This window comes from Zeimonas arvi (genome assembly GCF_008039575.1).
Taxonomy (GTDB): Bacteria; Pseudomonadota; Gammaproteobacteria; order Burkholderiales; family Burkholderiaceae_E; genus Zeimonas; species Zeimonas arvi.
On the sequence record NZ_VDUY01000003.1, the window covers coordinates 554,420 to 569,950 of the forward strand.

General features: G+C 70.6%; 17 protein-coding genes and 1 pseudogene. 5 read left to right on the plus strand and 13 right to left on the minus strand.

What is annotated here, in order from left to right; all coding sequences use genetic code 11:
• Positions 1-191: 191 nt before the first annotated feature.
• The 4 genes from thiL to ribBA all read right to left on the minus strand — a co-directional run bounded on the left by thiL (position 192) and on the right by ribBA (position 3,446).
• Complete coding sequence (gene thiL / locus FHP08_RS10025) at positions 192-1,154, minus strand: thiamine-phosphate kinase (protein WP_147704375.1); 963 nt, start codon at positions 1,152-1,154, stop codon at positions 192-194.
• 62 nt (positions 1,155-1,216) lie between these two features.
• Positions 1,217-1,696, minus strand: a complete 480-nt coding sequence (gene nusB / locus FHP08_RS10030) for a transcription antitermination factor NusB (protein WP_147704298.1) — start codon at positions 1,694-1,696, stop codon at positions 1,217-1,219.
• Positions 1,696-2,310, minus strand: a complete 615-nt coding sequence (gene ribH / locus FHP08_RS10035) for a 6,7-dimethyl-8-ribityllumazine synthase (RefSeq protein ID WP_147704299.1) — start codon at positions 2,308-2,310, stop codon at positions 1,696-1,698. Before ribH ends, nusB begins: the two co-directional genes overlap by 1 nt.
• A gap of 5 nt (positions 2,311-2,315) precedes the next feature.
• Positions 2,316-3,446 carry a bifunctional 3,4-dihydroxy-2-butanone-4-phosphate synthase/GTP cyclohydrolase II gene (gene ribBA / locus FHP08_RS10040; protein WP_147704300.1) on the minus strand — a complete coding sequence of 377 codons (1,131 nt, stop codon included), beginning with the start codon at positions 3,444-3,446 and terminating at the stop codon, positions 2,316-2,318.
• A 90-nt stretch (positions 3,447-3,536) separates the two neighbouring features.
• Between ribBA and FHP08_RS10045 the strand changes: the two genes are divergently transcribed.
• Complete coding sequence (locus FHP08_RS10045; protein WP_147704301.1) at positions 3,537-4,034, plus strand: DUF7931 domain-containing protein; 498 nt, start codon at positions 3,537-3,539, stop codon at positions 4,032-4,034.
• On the opposite strand, the gene FHP08_RS10050 is transcribed toward FHP08_RS10045, so the two are convergent.
• The 3 genes from FHP08_RS10050 to ribD form a co-directional block, all read right to left on the minus strand.
• Positions 3,917-4,543, minus strand: coding sequence for an Mpo1 family 2-hydroxy fatty acid dioxygenase (locus tag FHP08_RS10050; RefSeq protein WP_147704302.1), 627 nt, complete (start codon positions 4,541-4,543; stop codon positions 3,917-3,919). The two genes, FHP08_RS10045 and FHP08_RS10050, sit on opposite strands and share 118 nt — an antisense overlap.
• Positions 4,540-5,166 carry a riboflavin synthase gene (locus FHP08_RS10055; RefSeq protein WP_147704303.1) on the minus strand — a complete coding sequence of 209 codons (627 nt, stop codon included), beginning with the start codon at positions 5,164-5,166 and terminating at the stop codon, positions 4,540-4,542. Before FHP08_RS10055 ends, FHP08_RS10050 begins: the two co-directional genes overlap by 4 nt.
• 70 nt (positions 5,167-5,236) lie before the next feature.
• On the minus strand, positions 5,237-6,388 hold the full coding sequence (gene ribD, locus FHP08_RS10060) for a bifunctional diaminohydroxyphosphoribosylaminopyrimidine deaminase/5-amino-6-(5-phosphoribosylamino)uracil reductase RibD (RefSeq protein ID WP_147704304.1): 1,152 nt from the start codon (positions 6,386-6,388) through the stop codon (positions 5,237-5,239).
• A gap of 120 nt (positions 6,389-6,508) precedes the next feature.
• Here ribD and FHP08_RS10065 point away from each other — a divergent pair, with 120 nt between their 5' ends.
• The 3 genes and pseudogenes from FHP08_RS10065 (at position 6,509) to FHP08_RS10075 (ending at position 9,099) form a co-directional block, all read left to right on the plus strand.
• Positions 6,509-8,227: a thiamine pyrophosphate-binding protein gene (locus tag FHP08_RS10065; RefSeq protein ID WP_225879088.1), complete on the plus strand. Its 1,719-nt coding sequence runs from the start codon at positions 6,509-6,511 to the stop codon at positions 8,225-8,227.
• Positions 8,228-8,397: 170 nt separating this feature from the next.
• On the plus strand, positions 8,398-8,802 hold the full coding sequence (locus tag FHP08_RS10070) for a type II toxin-antitoxin system VapC family toxin (protein ID WP_147704305.1): 405 nt from the start codon (positions 8,398-8,400) through the stop codon (positions 8,800-8,802).
• 67 nt (positions 8,803-8,869) lie between these two features.
• Positions 8,870-9,099, plus strand: a pseudogene (locus tag FHP08_RS10075) (type II toxin-antitoxin system Phd/YefM family antitoxin).
• A gap of 16 nt (positions 9,100-9,115) precedes the next feature.
• Here the strand turns inward: FHP08_RS10075 and nrdR are convergent.
• The 6 genes from nrdR to tyrS form a co-directional block, all read right to left on the minus strand.
• Positions 9,116-9,583: a transcriptional regulator NrdR gene (gene nrdR / locus FHP08_RS10080; RefSeq protein ID WP_147704306.1), complete on the minus strand. Its 468-nt coding sequence runs from the start codon at positions 9,581-9,583 to the stop codon at positions 9,116-9,118.
• Positions 9,584-9,595: 12 nt separating this feature from the next.
• Positions 9,596-10,843, minus strand: coding sequence for a serine hydroxymethyltransferase (glyA, locus tag FHP08_RS10085; protein WP_147704307.1), 1,248 nt, complete (start codon positions 10,841-10,843; stop codon positions 9,596-9,598).
• A gap of 93 nt (positions 10,844-10,936) precedes the next feature.
• Positions 10,937-11,599 carry a histidine phosphatase family protein gene (locus FHP08_RS10090; RefSeq protein WP_147704308.1) on the minus strand — a complete coding sequence of 221 codons (663 nt, stop codon included), beginning with the start codon at positions 11,597-11,599 and terminating at the stop codon, positions 10,937-10,939.
• Entirely contained in the window at positions 11,596-12,228 is a 633-nt protein-coding gene (locus tag FHP08_RS10095) for a YbhB/YbcL family Raf kinase inhibitor-like protein (protein WP_147704309.1), read from the minus strand. The genes FHP08_RS10090 and FHP08_RS10095 overlap by 4 nt, the downstream gene beginning before the upstream one ends.
• Positions 12,229-12,288: 60 nt before the next feature.
• On the minus strand, positions 12,289-12,765 hold the full coding sequence (gene dtd / locus FHP08_RS10100; protein WP_147704310.1) for a D-aminoacyl-tRNA deacylase: 477 nt from the start codon (positions 12,763-12,765) through the stop codon (positions 12,289-12,291).
• A complete protein-coding gene (tyrS, locus tag FHP08_RS10105; protein ID WP_147704311.1) occupies positions 12,765-14,051 on the minus strand; it encodes a tyrosine--tRNA ligase in 1,287 nt (428 codons plus the stop codon). The genes dtd and tyrS overlap by 1 nt, the downstream gene beginning before the upstream one ends.
• Positions 14,052-14,188: 137 nt before the next feature.
• Between tyrS and FHP08_RS10110 the strand changes: the two genes are divergently transcribed.
• Entirely contained in the window at positions 14,189-15,502 is a 1,314-nt protein-coding gene (locus tag FHP08_RS10110; protein WP_147704312.1) for a peptidoglycan DD-metalloendopeptidase family protein, read from the plus strand.
• Positions 15,503-15,531 lie beyond the last annotated feature (29 nt).

The following is a 15,531-nucleotide window of genomic DNA, read 5'->3' on the forward strand; positions in this document are numbered from 1 at the left end:
GGCGGGGCTCGGCGCCTGTTCAACCAAGATCGCCGCCCCTTCTTGCCGTGGACCGCATGTCGCAGGGCCAGAATGCGCGAATACGTCGTAGCGAGCGGTTCGAGGTCGCGCCGAGAAGCGCCGCCGTACGGACGAGTACGGCGGGCATCGCAGCTGCGAGATCGGACCGCGCAGTGGATTTGCTCACGCGTTCAGGCGAAATGGTCGAAGCCGTGGCCTTCGAAGGCGATCGGCCGATCGCGCTCGTCGACCAGGCGCATCGAGTCCCCCGCGTCGAAGGCGCCGATGCGGGACAGCTGCAGCCCGAGCCGCGGGCCCAGCGCCTCGATGGCGACCCGGTTCTCGGGCGCGGCCGCGAAGAGCAGTTCGTAGTCGTCGCCCCCCGCCAGCGCGAGCTGCATCCTGCGCGCCCCGGGCAGCCCCCGCAGCGCCGGCGCGACCGGCACCGCCGGCCAGACCAGCCGCGCGCCGACCCGAGAGCGCTCGAGCAGGTGGCCGAGGTCGCCGGCCAGCCCGTCGGAAACGTCGATCGCGGCACGGGCCAGGTGGCGCAGGGCCAGGCCCAGCGCCACCCTCGGCTCGGGCCGGTCGAGCCGCACCCGGGCCGGGTGGTCCGCTGGCAACGGCCGTCCTGCCTGCCGCTCGGCGACCGCGAAGGCCGCCGCGCCGAGCTCGCCGGACACCCAGAGATCGTCGCCGGGCTGCGCGCCGTCACGGCGCAGGGCCGAGCCGGCAGGCACCTGGCCGATCACCGTGATGCAGACATTGAGCGGCCCGCGCGTGGTGTCGCCGCCGATCAGCTCGCAGTCGAAGCGGTCGGCCAGCGCGAACATGCCCCGGCTGAAGCCCCGCAGCCAGGCCTCGTCGGCCTGCGGCAGCGCCAGCGCCAGCGTGAAGGCGAGCGGCCGCGCGCCCATCGCCGCCAGGTCGGACAGGTTGACCGCCAGCCCCTTGTGCCCCAGCGCCTCGGGCTCGACGTCGTCGAAGACGTGCCGGCCGCCGACCAGCATGTCGGTGGCGATCGCCAGGCCCTCGCCGCAGGCCGGCGCGCCGAGCAGCGCACAGTCGTCGCCGATTCCGAGCAGCGCCTTCCTGGCCGGGCCCCGATCGAAGAAGCGGCCGATCAGCTGGAATTCACCGAGCGGCCCCGCCAGCTCGCCCGCCGGCTTCGACAACTCGCCGACCTGCCCGACGCTCTTCCCTGGCGGCTTCGGGCTCACGCCCGCCCGCCGGTCTCGACCGGCCGCAGCCGGGTTGCCACCCGGTCGAGCACGCCGTTCACATACTTGTAACCGTCGGTGCCGCCGAAGGTCTTGGCCAGCTCGACCGCCTCGTTGATCACCACCCGGTATGGAACCTCGGGCATGCGCAGCAGCTCGAAGGCGCCGAGCAGCAGCACCGCGTGCTCGACCGGGCTCAGCTCGATGGTCTTGCGGTCGAGGTGCGGGGCGATGGCCTCGTCGAGCTCGACCGCGGCCTCGAGCGCGCCGTGGAGCAGCGCCTTGAAGTAATCGCGGTCGGCCTTCTCGTAGCCGGGCGTGCTGGCCGCCACGTGCGCCTCGATGGCACCCGCGTCCTCGCCCGACAGCAGCCACTGGTACAGGCCCTGCATCGCCAGCTCGCGCGAGCGCCGGCGCGCGTTCTTGGGCGGCGTGCCGCCCGAGCCGGCGCGCGCCGAAGGGCGTTCGGTGGCCATCAATGCGCCTTCTTGCCGCGCTCGCCGCCGCGCGAGGCTTCGTCCTCGTCGTCCTCGTCGTCCTCGTCGTCCTCGAACTCCTCGTCGAGGTCGTCGTCGAGGTCGTCGTCGAGGTCGTCGTCGTCGAGGTCGTCGTCATCCTCGTCGCCCGACAGCGTGGACAGCGACAGCGACAAGTTGGCCATCTCCACCGCCACTCGGGCCGCATCGGCGCCCTTCTCGGCGGCGCGGGCCTCGGCCTGCTCGTCGTTCTCGGTGGTGAGGATGGCGTTGGCGACCGGCACGTTGAAGTCGAGCGCCACCCGGCTCACGCCGGCCGCGCTCTCGTTCGACACCACCTCGAAGTGGTAGGTCTCGCCGCGAATCACCGCGCCGAGCGCGATCAGCGCGTCGAAGCTGCCCGAGGCCGCGAGCTGCTGCAGCACCACCGGGATCTCGAGCGCGCCGGGCACGGTGCAGACGAAGATGTCGTCGGACTCCACGCCCAGCCCCACCAGCTCTTCGAGGCAGGCATCGCGCAAGGCGTTGCAGACCGGCTCGTTGAAGCGGGCCTGCACGATTCCGATCCGCAGGCCTGCGCCGTCCAGGTCCGACTGGAACACTCCGATTTCCATGATTTTCAGTTCTCCTGTGGGCCGGACTCGAAGCCGACCACTTCGAGGTCGAATCCGGCCATGCTGGGCATCTTGCGGGGCTGCGAGAGCAGCCGCATGCGGCCGACGCCCAGATCCTTGAGGATCTGGGCGCCGATGCCGTAGGTTCTGAGATCGACCTTGCCGGCGCGACGCTTCGGCGACGCGGCGTCGGCATCCCGGGGGGCCGGATCGGCCGCCGCGAGCTCGGCGAACAGCACGTCGGCCGGCTGGGCACAATTGAGCAGGACGATCACGCCGGCCCCTTCGTCGGCGATCCGGCGCATGGCCCGCACCAGCGGCCACGAGTGCCCGCTGGCGCCGGCGTCGATCAGGTCGAGGACGGTGAGCGGCTCGTGGACGCGCACCAGGGTCTCGCGGTCGGGGGCGATCTGGCCGCGCACCAGCGCCAGGTGCGGCGCGCCGGCCGGCTTGTCGCGGTAGACGGCCAGCTCGAAGGCGCCCCAGGGGGTGTCGATGGGCCGCCGCGACAGCTGCTCGACCAGGCTCTCGTTGGCGTTGCGGTACTGGATCAGGTCGGCGATCGTGCCGATCTTCAGGCCGTGCTCGCGCCCGAACTCGATCAGGTCGGGCAGGCGCGCCATCGTGCCGTCGTCCTTCAGGATCTCGCAGATCACCGAGGCCGGCGTGAGCCCGGCCAGCTGGGCCAGGTCGCAACCCGCCTCGGTGTGGCCCGCGCGCATCAGCACGCCGCCGGGCTGGGCCTTGAGCGGGAAGATGTGGCCGGGCTGCACGATGTCGTCGGGCCTGGCGTCGCGCGCGACCGCCATCTGCACGGTGCGCGACCGGTCGGCCGCCGAGATGCCGGTGGTGACGCCCTCGGCCGCCTCGATCGAGACGGTGAAATTGGTGCCGTGGACCGTGCCGTTGGCCGAGACCATCAGCGGCAGCCTGAGCTGCCGGCAGCGGTCCTCGGTGAGCGTGAGGCAGATCAGTCCCCGGCCGTAGCGGGCCATGAAGTTGATGGCTTCGGGCGTGACGAAGTCGGCGGCCAGGACGAGGTCGCCCTCGTTCTCGCGATCTTCCTCGTCGACCAGGATGACCATGCGGCCGGCTTTCAGCTCGGCGATGATCTCGGGGGTGGTGGCAAGTGGCATTGCGGCATTTTACGCCGTCCGGCCGCCGCAGACGCCGTCCGGCGGGCGCACGGGAAAGGGGCCGGGCGGCGCCTCGATACTGGCCGCACGATGGACATCGACCCGATCGACCTCGAGGGCTATCGCCGCCTCGAGACCCGCCGCGAGGCCCGCGAGGCGTTCGACCGCTGCCTGGCGCGCGGCCGCCGCTCGCTGAAGCTGTTCGACGATTCGGGCGAATTCTGGGGCCTTGACCGCAAGGCATTCGCCGACGCGGTCAAGGCGCTGCTGGATCGCAGCCGCGAGGCCTCGGTGGCCATCGTGGCGCACGACACCGGGTTCGTGGAACGGCACTGCCCGCAGCTGATGACGCTGCTCGGCCTCTATGGGCCGCGGCTGCGGATCTCGCCGACCGATCCGTCGGTGCGGGCCTACGACCGCGGCTTCGTGGTGATCGACGACAAGGTGGTGCTGCGCCGCCCTGGCTTCGGTCAGTCGCGCGTGTTCGTGGACTTCGACGAGGGCGAGGTGGCGGCCGCCGCCAAGCTGCTTGCCGAGCTGCTCGACGGCGCCCTGCCGGGCTTGTCGGCCAACGTGACCGGCCTCTGAACGGCGGCCAGCCGCGCGGCGATCGCGTCGCGCAACGGGTGACGCAGGCCCAGCGCGAAAGCGGCCTCGGCCACCAGGAACAGCGGGCCCACCAGCAGGCCGACCAGGTCGTCCACGAAGGCGGGCTTGCGCCCCTCCCAGTAGTGGCCGACGAACTGGACGATCCAGCCGATCGCGAACAGGCCCGCGCCCCAGCCGAGCCAGGCCGCGGTGGGCGTCGCAGCCGCCTGCGCGCCGATCCACAGCGAGACGAGCGACACCGCCAGCATGGCCAGGCCCAGCGGGCGATCGAGCCGGAACCAGAACAGCAGCGCCGCCGCGGTGGCCGCCACCGCCGGCGACAGCGGCAGGCCTTCGAGCGGCCAGCCGGTCGGCAGCCACGCAGGCCGCGACAGCAGGATGGCGACCGCGACGAAGATCATCGGCACGCCCACGAAGTGGGTGGCGACGTTGCGCCGGTCGCGGTGGTAGTCGGCGTACTGCGCGAGATGATCGGTCAGCGTCTTCATCGTCGATCCTGCGAGAGCATCCGTTCGACGTAGCGGGCGATCAGGTCGACCTCGAGATTGACCCGCGCCCCCGGTTTCAGCGACTTCAGCGTGGTGGCCTCGATCGTATGCGGAATCAGGTTGATCTCGAAGAGGGCGCCCCCGGCTTCGCCGTCTTCGTCCACCACCCGGTTCACCGTCAGGCTCGCCCCGTTGACGGTGATCGAGCCCTTGTAGGCGAGGTACTTGCCGAGCTCGCGCGGCGCCCGCACCGCGAGCAGCCAGGACTCGCCGACCGGCTCGAAGCACGCGACCTCGCCCAGCCCGTCGACGTGGCCCGAGACCAGGTGCCCGCCGAGCCGATCGGCCAGCCGAAGCGCCTTCTCCAGGTTGACCTCGCCGGGGGCATCCAGGCCCACGGTCTTCGACAGGCTCTCGCGCGACACGTCCACCGCGAAGCGCGGACCGTCGATGCGCACCGCGGTCATGCAGGCGCCCTGGATGGCGATGGAGTCGCCGATCGCCACGTCGGACAGGTCGAGCGCGCCCGCGTGCACGGTGAGCCGCACGCCCGCCCCGGCGCCGCCGGCCAGCGACTCGATGCTTTCGATGCGGCCGACCGCCGCCACGATTCCGGTGAACACGTCTGGTTTCCTCCTCTTGCGGAGATGCTTCGTTACGAAGGCGCCCGGGCAACCGACCCCGACGCCCGGCTCATTCGGCGCCGGCGCGCGACTCCGGGTGCAGCTCGGACGCGCCCGCCGTGGGCCGCACCGGCAGCCGGTCGGGCAGGCGCGCGAGCAGGCGGACGTCGTCGCCGACCCGGTCCACCGCCTGCAGCCACAGCCGCGGGGCGGCGGCCAGCGTGTCCGGCGGCAGCAGGTCGGCCATCCCGGTCGCATTGCCGAGCAAGGTGGGCGCGAGGTAGACGAGCAGCTCGTCGACGCAGCCCTCGCGCAGCAGCGAACCGTTCAGGCGATAGCCGGCCTCGACGTGCAGTTCGTTGATGTCGCGCCCGGCCAGTTCGGCCAGCAACGCCGGCAGGTCGACCTTGCCCTGCGCGTTGGGCAGCTCCAGCACTTCGCAGCCCCGGTCGCGCAGCTCGCCGGCCTTTCCGGGCATCGCGCGGGCGCAGGCCACCAGCAGATTGCCGCCGCGCACGATGTTCGCGTCCAGATCGACCTCGAGCCGCGAGTCGACCAGCACCCGCAGGGGCTGGCGCGGCGTGTCGACCGCCCGCACGGTGAGCCGCGGGTCGTCGTCCTTGACCGTGCCGATGCCGGTCAGGATCGCGCAGGCCCGCGCCCGCCAGGCGTGTCCGTCGTCGCGGGCGGCGTCCCCGGTGATCCACTGGCTGCTGCCATCGGGCAGCGCGGTGCGGCCGTCGAGGCTCGCCGCGATCTTCATCCGGACCCAGGGGCGCCGGCGGGTCATCCGCGACACGAAGCCGATGTTCAGCTCGCGCGCTTCCTGCTCGAGCAGGCCGCAGCGCACGTCGACGCCGGCCTCGCGCAGTCGGGCAAGGCCGCGGCCGCTGACCAGCGGATTGGGATCCTCCATGGCCACGACCACGCGCCCGACGCGGGCCTCGAGCAGCGCGTCGACACAGGGCGGCGTGCGCCCGTGGTGGCTGCAGGGCTCGAGCGTGAGGTACACGGTGGCGCCGCGCGCCGCGCCGTTGGCCTGCGCCAGCGCCAGCACCTCGGCATGCGGTTCGCCGGCGCGGCGATGCCAGCCCTCGCCCACCACCTGCCGGTCGCGGACGATGACGCACCCCACCCGCGGATTCGGAGTCGTGGTCCACATGCCGAGCGCCGCCAGCTCGAGCGCGCGCGACATGTGCTGGTGATCGGCTTCGGTGAACATGGGGCGGGGGACCTGCCTGGATCGTGGTCGGTCCCCGATTATCGCCGCTCGCGGCCGGGGCTAGAATCGCGCCACACCCCAACGAATCGACCGCAGCGCCGGCTGCGCACAGGAGCCCCAGTGACCGCGACGCCCGCCCTCATCGCCCGCCCCGGCGGCCAGATCCTTGCCGACGCCCTTGCCGTGCACGGCGTGGACACCGTGTTCGGCGTGCCCGGCGAGAGCTACCTGGCCGTGCTCGACGGCCTCTATCCGCATCGCGACAGCATCCGCTTCGTGATCTGCCGGCAGGAGGGAGGCGCCGCCTTCATGGCCGACGCCTACGCGAAGCTCACCGGCAAGCCCGGCGTGCTGATGGTGACCCGCGGCCCGGGCGCCACCAATGCGTCGATCGGCATCCACGCGGCCTTCCAGGACTCGGTGCCCATGGTCGTGTTCGTGGGCCAGGTAGGCACCGACTTCATGGACCGCGAGGCCTTCCAGGAGGTGGACTACCGGCGCATGTTCGGCCAGATGGCCAAGTGGGTCGCGCAGATCGACCGCGCCGACCGGATTCCCGAATACGTGGCCCACGCCTTCCAGGCGGCCACCAGCGGGCGCATGGGCCCGGTGGTGCTGGCGCTGCCCGAGGACATGCTGGTGCAGCAGGCCACGGTGGCCGATGCGCGCCCGCACTCGCCGGTGCGCGCATCGCCCGGCCCCGCGCAGCTCGGGTCGTTCCGGGGCATGCTGGCCGCGGCGCAGCGCCCCCTGCTGATGCTGGGCGGGACCGGCTGGACCCGACAGGCCTGCGACGACATCCGCGCCTTCGCCGAGACCAATCGCCTGCCGGTCACCTGCGCGTTCCGTTACCAGGACCTGTTCGACAACCGGCATCCCAACTACGTGGGCGACGTCGGCATCGGCATCAATCCGAAGCTCGCCGCGCGGGTGAAGGAATCGGACCTGGTCATCGCCATCGGTCCGCGCCTGGGCGAGATGACCACCTCGGGCTATACGCTGCTGGCGGTGCCGCGGCCGGTGCAGAAGCTGGTCCACGTGCACGCAGGGGTCGACGAGCTGGGCACGGTGTACCAGGCCGACCTGATGATCGCCTCCGGCATGCCCGAGATCGCCGCCGCGCTGCGCGAAATGAAGGTGGAGTCCACCGCCTGGGCGGCCAGCGTGGGCGATGCGCGTGCGCAGTACGAAGCCTGGCAGCGCCAGCCGCCCATTTACACGCCCGCCGGCGACAAGGCCGCCGAGGCGCCCGCGCTGAACCTGTGGGAGATGGTGCAGACGCTCGAGCGGGTGGCCCCTGCCGACACGATCATCACCAACGGCGCCGGCAACTTCGCCACCTGGGCCCACCGCTTCTGGCGCTACGCGGGGCTGCGCACCCAACTGTCGACCACTTCGGGCGCGATGGGCTATGGCGTGCCGGCGGCGGTGGCCGCAGCGATCGCCGCGCCCGATCGCACCGTGGTCTGCTTCGCCGGCGACGGCGATTTCCTGATGAACGGCCAGGAGCTGGCCACCGCCGCACAGTACGATGGCGCGCTGGTGGTGATCGTGTTCAACAACGGCATGTACGGGACGATCCGGATGCACCAGGAGCGCGAGTACCCGGCGCGCGTGCTGGGCACCGCGCTGGCCAACCCGGATTTCGCGAAGTACGGCGAGGCCTTCGGCGGCTTCGGCGCCCACGTGGCGCGCACCGAGGAGTTCGAGCCGGCGCTCAAGGCGGCGCTCGACTACGCGCGCGAGAACAGGCGCCCGGCGATCATCGAGCTGAAGGTGGACCCGCAGGCGATCACGCCGAACCTGACGCTGGAGGCGATCCGGAGCGCGAAGCGGTAATGGCGGGGCGGGCCGGAGGCGGCCTTCGTGCGGGAGGCCGCACTGCGTGAAGCGGAGGCCACCATCACCCACTCGCCCAAGGCGCGGACGGGCAGCCTTGCCGCTCGCCTTCGCGGTCGAGCCACGGCGCGCATGAGCACGGACGAAATCATGCAACTGACGCGCGGCGCGTGAATCGCGTGCTGGTGGACGCCAACGTCCTGCTGGACGTACTCACCGACGATCCGCACTGGTACGAATGGTCGGCAGCGCAACTCGATGCCTGCTCGGCGCAGGCGGCGTTGTGCATCAACCCGATCATCTACGCCGAAGTCTCGATCGGCTTCGAGCGCATCGAGCAGATCGACGAAGCCCTGCCGCCTGACACCTTCGCACGCCTCGAGTTGCCCTGGGACGCTGCCTTCCTCGCCGGCAAGGCGTTCCTCCAGTACCGCCGTGCCAGTGGCAGCCGCACCTCACCGCTTCCGGATTTCTACATCGGCGCCCACGCTGCCGTCGAGGGCATGGCGGTACTGACGCGGGACACCAGGCGTTATCGGATCCACTATCCGCAACTGGAATTGGTTTGCCCGTAGTCGGCGGCAGTGCCACGTGCAACCGCCACGAATCGAGCCCCCACTCGAATTGACCCGCACCTTCAATATGCGCGAAGCGAAGGCACGTCTTTCGCGGCTCGTCGACGAGGCCGCGAAGGGGAGTCGTTCGTCATCGCCAAGGCGGGAAAGCCGCTGGTGAAGGTCGTGCCGCTGGATACGCCGGCGCCTGCCAAGGCTCGGCGAATCGGCTTCCTGGCCGGCGAGATCGAGGTCCCGGACGATTTCGACATGATGGGTGCCGACGAAATTCCCGCGCGTTTCAGCCGGCGGGATTGATCCCGCCGGATGCGACTCACTCGCCCCGCTTGCGCCGCGCCCTGACCTCGAGCACCGCTTCGGCGAACTCGTCCACGTCCTCGAACTTCCGGTAGACCGACGCGAAGCGCACGTAGGCGATCTTGTCGAGCTTCTTGAGCTCGCGCATGACCAGCTCGCCGATCTGCTCGCTGCCCACTTCGCGCAGGCCCAGGCTCAGCAGCTTTTCCTCGATGCGGTGGATCGCGGCGTCGACCGCCTCGGCGCTGACCGGGCGCTTGCGCAAGGCCAGCGACATCGAGCCGCGCAGCTTGCGCCGGTCGAACTCGGTTCGGGTGCCATTGCGCTTGACCACCGCCGGCAGGGCCAGCTCGATGCGTTCGTAGGTGGTGAAGCGCTTCTCGCAGTTCAGGCAGCGCCGGCGACGGCGGATGCTGTCGCCTTCGTCGGACTCGCGGGTCTCGATGACCTGCGTGTCAGGATGATCGCAGAACGGGCAGCGCATCGCCGCCGGGCATCAGCCGCCGTAGACCGGGAACCTGGCGGTCAACTGGCCGACCTGCTCGCGGATCTGCGCGAGCTTGCCGGCGTCCTGCGGATTGTCCAGCACGTCGGCGATCAGGTGACCCACCTGCGCGACCTCGTCCTCGCGGAAGCCGCGGGTGGTCATCGCCGGCGTGCCGAGCCGGATCCCGCTGGTGACCATCGGCTTTTCCGGGTCGTTGGGGATCGCGTTCTTGTTGCAGGTGATGTGGGCCTCGCCCAGCACCTTCTCGGCTTCCTTGCCGGTGATCTTCTTGGCGCGCAGGTCGACCAGCATCAGGTGCGACTCGGTGCGGCCGGACACGATCCGCAGGCCGCGCTCGGTCAGCGTCTGCGCCAGCACGTTGGCGTTGGCGACCACCTGCTTCGCGTAGTCGCGGAAGGACGGCTGCAGCGCCTCGCGGAAAGCCACCGCCTTGGCGGCGATCACGTGCATCAGCGGGCCGCCCTGCAGGCCCGGGAAGATCGCCGAGTTGATCGGCTTCTCGTGCTGCTGCGGCATCAGGATGAAGCCGCCGCGCGGCCCGCGCAGGCTCTTGTGCGTGGTGGAGGTGACGATGTCGGCGTGCGGCACCGGGTTCGGGTAGACGCCGCCGGCGATCAGGCCCGAGTAGTGCGCCATGTCGACCATCAGCAGCGCGCCGACGTCCTTCGCGACCTTGGCGAAGCGCGCCCAGTCGATGCGCAGGCTGTAGGCCGAGGCGCCGGCGATGATGAGCTTCGGCTTGTGCTCGTGCGCCTTGCGCTCCATGGCGTCGTAGTCGATCGCCTCGCTCTCGTCGAGTCCGTAGGACACCACGTTGAACCACTTGCCCGACATGTTCAGCGCCATGCCGTGGGTCAGGTGGCCGCCTTCGGCCAGGCTCATCCCCATGATGGTGTCGCCGGGCTTCAGGAAGGCGAGGAACACGGCCTCGTTGGCCTGCGCGCCCGAGTGCGGCTGCACGTTGGCGCACTCGGCGCCGAACAGTTGCTTGATCCGGTCGATGGCCAGCTGCTCGGCGACGTCGACGAACTCGCAACCGCCGTAATAGCGCTTGCCGGGGTAGCCCTCGGCGTACTTGTTGGTGAGCTGCGACCCCTGGGCCGCCATGACCGCCGGGCTCGCGTAGTTCTCGGAGGCGATCAGCTCGATGTGCGCCTCCTGGCGCTGGTCCTCGAGCCGGATCGCGTTCCAGAGTTCGGGGTCGGTTTGCGCGATGCCGTGCTTGCGGTCGAACATGACGTGAAATCCTCGGATGCAGCGTCCGGAAGGACGCAAAACGGTGGATTTTACGCGATCGGCCTCGGCCGCGCCCTGGGCGATGCCGCCGCTTCAGCCCCGGGCCTCGACGTCGTCGAGCGCGTCCTCGAGGTGGGCCACGTCGGCCCAGCCGAGCAGGTGGAAGCGCTCGCCGTCGAAGGCGATCCGGTTCAGGCTGGCGTTGAGCAGGTCGTGGCCGCGTGGCGAGTCGAGCGGCAACCCGGCCGCGATCCGGAAGGCGCAGTCGAGCACGCCGCCGTGTGCGACCGCCACGACCGTGGCCGAAGGATAGCGCCCGGCCAGCCCGAGCAGTGTCCGCTCGACCCGGGCGTGGAAAGCGCGCAGCGACTCGCCGCCGCCCGGCAGCTCGAAATCCGGCTCGCGGGCGCGCCAGCGGGACCAGGCCTCGGCCTCTTGTTGCGCCAGCTCGTCGTGGGTGCGTCCCTCGAAGGCGCCGTAGTTGCGCTCGCGCAGCAGGGGCTCGGTATGCAGCGGCAGGCCGAGCGCGCGCGCGATCGGCGCCGCGGTCTGCGCGGCCCGCGACAGGTCGCTGGTGTGGATTGCGGCGATCCGCCCGCGATCGGGGTCCGAAGCGAGCCGCCGGCCGGTCAGCTCGGCCTGGCGCCGGCCCTCGTCGTTCAGCGGGATGTCGATCTGGCCCTGGAAGCGGCGGTCTCGGTTCCAGTCGGTGACGCCGTGGCGAACCAGGACGATCGTGGTGAGGCCCGCCGTCATTGGCCGGCCAGCCGCGGGTTCAGCGTGTAGGTGCCGGTGATGGACGCCTGGCCGAGCTTGTGGTGCCCGATCACCTTGCGCGCGTCGGCACCGCCGAAGCGGCCCATCAGCGGCAGGCGCGCCACGTCGAGCGCGTAGACGGTGAACACGTAGTGGTGGACCAGCGAGTCGTTCCACGGCGGGCAGGGGCCGTCGTAGCCGAAGTAGTCGCCCGACATGTCGGGGTCGCTGTCGAACCAGGCGGTGTAGTCGTTGATGCCCTGGCGCGCGCCGAGGCGGGCGGCCGGGCCCATCTTGCCCTTGGGCGTGACCTTGTCGGAGAACTCGCCCGCGCCGATCGAGGTGACCGTGACCGGCAGGTCGACCAGCACCCAGTGGAAGAAGTCCACACGCTTGAGCGTGGACGGGATCTCGCGGTCTTCCTGGTTGACATCCTCCGGGCTGCTCGGCACGTCGCGATCGTGGCAGACGATCGCGAAGGAACGCGTGCCCACCGGCGCCTCGCTCCAGGCCAGGTGCGGGTTGCGGTTGGCCGACAGCGCGACGCGGGACTTCGGGTCGATCTTGCAGAAGGCGAATTCCTCGGGGATGGGCGACCCGTCGGCGAAGGACTCACTGACCAGTTTCATCGGGATGCTCCGGGGGAGGGAAGAGTCGATGCCGAGACTAGGCCGAGGCCTTCCCGGCAGTCAAGGCGAGGGGTTTCGGTCGGCGCGGTCCTCGCGCGCCGGGCTGCGAAGCCACAGCGTGACCGGACCGTCGTTCACCAGCGAGACCTTCATGTCGGCGCCAAAGCGGCCGGTCTCGACCACCGGGTGCAGGCCGCGCAATCGGGCCACGAAGGCCTCGTAGAGCCTGCTCCCCTCGTCGGGCGCTGCCGCGCCGGTGAATCCCGGGCGGTTTCCCGAGGCGGTGTCGGCAGCCAGCGTGAACTGCGAGACCACCAGCAGGCCGCCGGCGAGGTCCTGCACGCTGCGGTTCATCCGTCCGGCCTCGTCGCCGAAGCAGCGCAGCCTGAGCAGGCGCTGCGCGAAGCGGTCGAGATCGGCCTCGGCGTCGCCGCGCTCGGCGCAGAAGAAGACCAGCAGGCCGGGGCCGATCGCCCCGACGGTGACGCCGTCGATCCGCACCGCGGCCTCGGTCACGCGCTGGATCAGCGCGAGCATCAGGCGAGCGTCACCCGCGCGAAGCGCCGCTTGCCGACCTGCACCACGTAGCTTCCGGCCGCGAGCTTCAGCCCCTTGTCCTCGATGCGCTGACCGTCGATGCGCACGCCGCCCTGCTCCAGGTTGCGCATCGCGTCGGAGGTCGACGACACCAGCCCGGCCTGCTTGAGGAGCTGCGCGACGCCCAGCGGCGCGCCGGACAGGCTCACCTCGGGCATGTCCTCGGGCAGCGCGCCCTGGCGGAAGCGCGCCTCGAAGTCGGCCAGCGCCTGCTCGGCCGCGGCCCTGGAGTGGAAGCGCGCGACGATCTCCTGCCCGAGCATGACCTTCGCGTCGCGCGGGTTGCGGCCCGCCCCGCACTCGGTCCGCAGCGCCGCGATCTCGCTCATCGGCCGGAAGGACAGCAGCTCGAAGTACTTCCACATCAGCTCGTCGGAGATCGACATCAGCTTGCCGAACATCTCGGCCGGCGCCTCGGTGATCCCGACGTAATTGCCCTTGGACTTGGACATCTTCTCGACGCCGTCCAGCCCCTCGAGCAGCGGCATGGTCAGGATGCACTGCGGCTCCTGGCCGTACTCGCGCTGCAGCTCGCGGCCCACCAGCAGGTTGAACTTCTGGTCGGTGCCGCCGAGCTCGATGTCGGACTTCAGCGCGACCGAGTCGTAACCCTGCATCAGCGGATAGAGCAGCTCGTGGACCGAGATCGGCACGCCCGAGCGGAAGCGCTTGGTGAAGTCGTCGCGCTCGAGCATGCGGGCCACCGTGTACTTCGCGGCCAGCTGGATCATCCCGCGTGCGCCCAGCGGATCGGACCACTCGGAGTTGTAGCGGATCTCGGTCTTGTCGCGGTCGAGCACCAGCGCGGCCTGCTCGAAGTAGGTCTTCGCGTTCTGCTCGATCTGCTCGCGGGTGAGCGGCGGCCGGGTGGCGTTGCGACCGGACGGGTCGCCGATCATCGCGGTGAAGTCGCCGATCAGGAAGATCACGGTGTGGCCGAGGTCCTGCAGCTGGCGCATCTTGTTCAGCACGACCGTGTGGCCAAGGTGCAGGTCGGGCGCCGTGGGGTCGAGACCCAGCTTGATCCGCAGCGGCCGGCCGTCGGCCTCGCTGCGGGCCAGCTTGGCCACCCATTCGGACTCGACCAGGAGCTCGTCGCAGCCGCGCCTGGTGACGGCCAGTGCCTCGCGCACGCCCTGGCTGGGCTCGGCGTGGCCGGCCGCCCCGGTGCTGCCGGTCGGGCTCCCGCCGCCGTCCGTCGTCAGGCGTTGCCTGTCTGGAGCCATTTTCTCGGTCTTGTCGCCCATAATTCGAATCGATTCCGGTAATATTCCCGCTTTGCCGAGTCCGGGCAGCGGTGCGGGGATCGCACGTGCCGTTTTGTGTCGACGGACCGAGGTTCGGATTCTAACGAACAGACGAGATGACCCGAGTTACCGATCCCCGCTTCAACAAGGTCGCCATCGCGGTGGCCGTCACGCTCACCTTCGCAGCCGTCACCGCCTTCGGTGTCGCGCCCCTCGGCGAAGCCCAGCTCCCCACCCCCGAAACCATCGTCGAATCGGTCTCGCTCGAGCCCGAAGTGGCCGAGGTTGGCGACCGCTTCGTCCAGACGGAGCGCATCCGCCGGGGCGAGACCGTTGCCTCGCTGCTCGAGCGGCTGGGCGCGGCCGACGCCGAGTTCCTGAAGTTCGCCGCCAGCGACCCGGTGGCCCGCCGCATGCTGCAGCTCTACGCCGGCCGCTCGGTCACCGCCGAGGTCGACGGCATGGGCCGGGTGCAGTCGCTGCAGTACCGCTACGGCAGCCTGGTCATCGACGGCAAGGAGAACGCGACCCGCCTGACGATCCGCCGCCAGGGCGATGCCTTCGTGGCGGTCGACGAGCCGGTGCCGCTGGACCGGCACACCGCCATGGCGGCGGTGACCATCAATTCCTCGCTGTTCGCCGCCACCGACGCCGCGGGCGTTCCGGATGCGATCGCCTCCAAGGTGGCCGACATCCTCGACAGCGAGATCGACTTCCGCCGCGACCTGCGGCGCGGCGCAGAGCTGCGCGTGGTCTACGAAACCGTTCGCGAGGCGGACAGCCTCGAAGGGCCGGTCGGCGCCCGCGTGCTGGCGGTGCAGCTGATCAACGACGGCAAGCGCCACGACGCGCTCTGGTTCGAGCGCGGAAACGACGGCAAGGGCGAGTTCTTCGGCTTCGACGGCCGCAGCATGAAGCGCAGCTTCCTGCGCAGCCCGATCGAGTTCAGCCGGGTCAGCTCGGGCTTCTCCAATGCCCGCCAGCATCCGGTGTTCGGCGACGTGCGGGCCCACAAGGGCACCGACTTCGCCGCCCCCTCGGGTACGCCGGTGCGCGCATCGGGCAATGGCGTGGTCGATTTCGCCGGCCAGCAACGCGGCTACGGCAACGTGGTCATCCTCGAGCACCGCAACGGCGTGCAGACGCTCTACGCGCATCTGCGCGGCTTCGCCTCGGGCCTGAAGAAGGGCGACAAGGTCGACCAGGGCGAGATCATCGGCTACGTGGGCGCCACCGGCTGGGCCACCGGCCCGCACCTGCACTACGAGTTCATGGTGAACGGCCAGCAGATGGACCCGATGAAGGTCGCGATGCCCGACTCCGAGCCGCTGTCGCCGGCCGAGCGCGCGCGCTTTGCCGCGCACGCCGAGCAGACCTCGGTGCAGTTGGCGCAGCTCGACCCGCTCCGGCTGGCTGCCCGCTTCGAGTGAGCCCCACGGTCCGGCTCTGCGCCGGACTG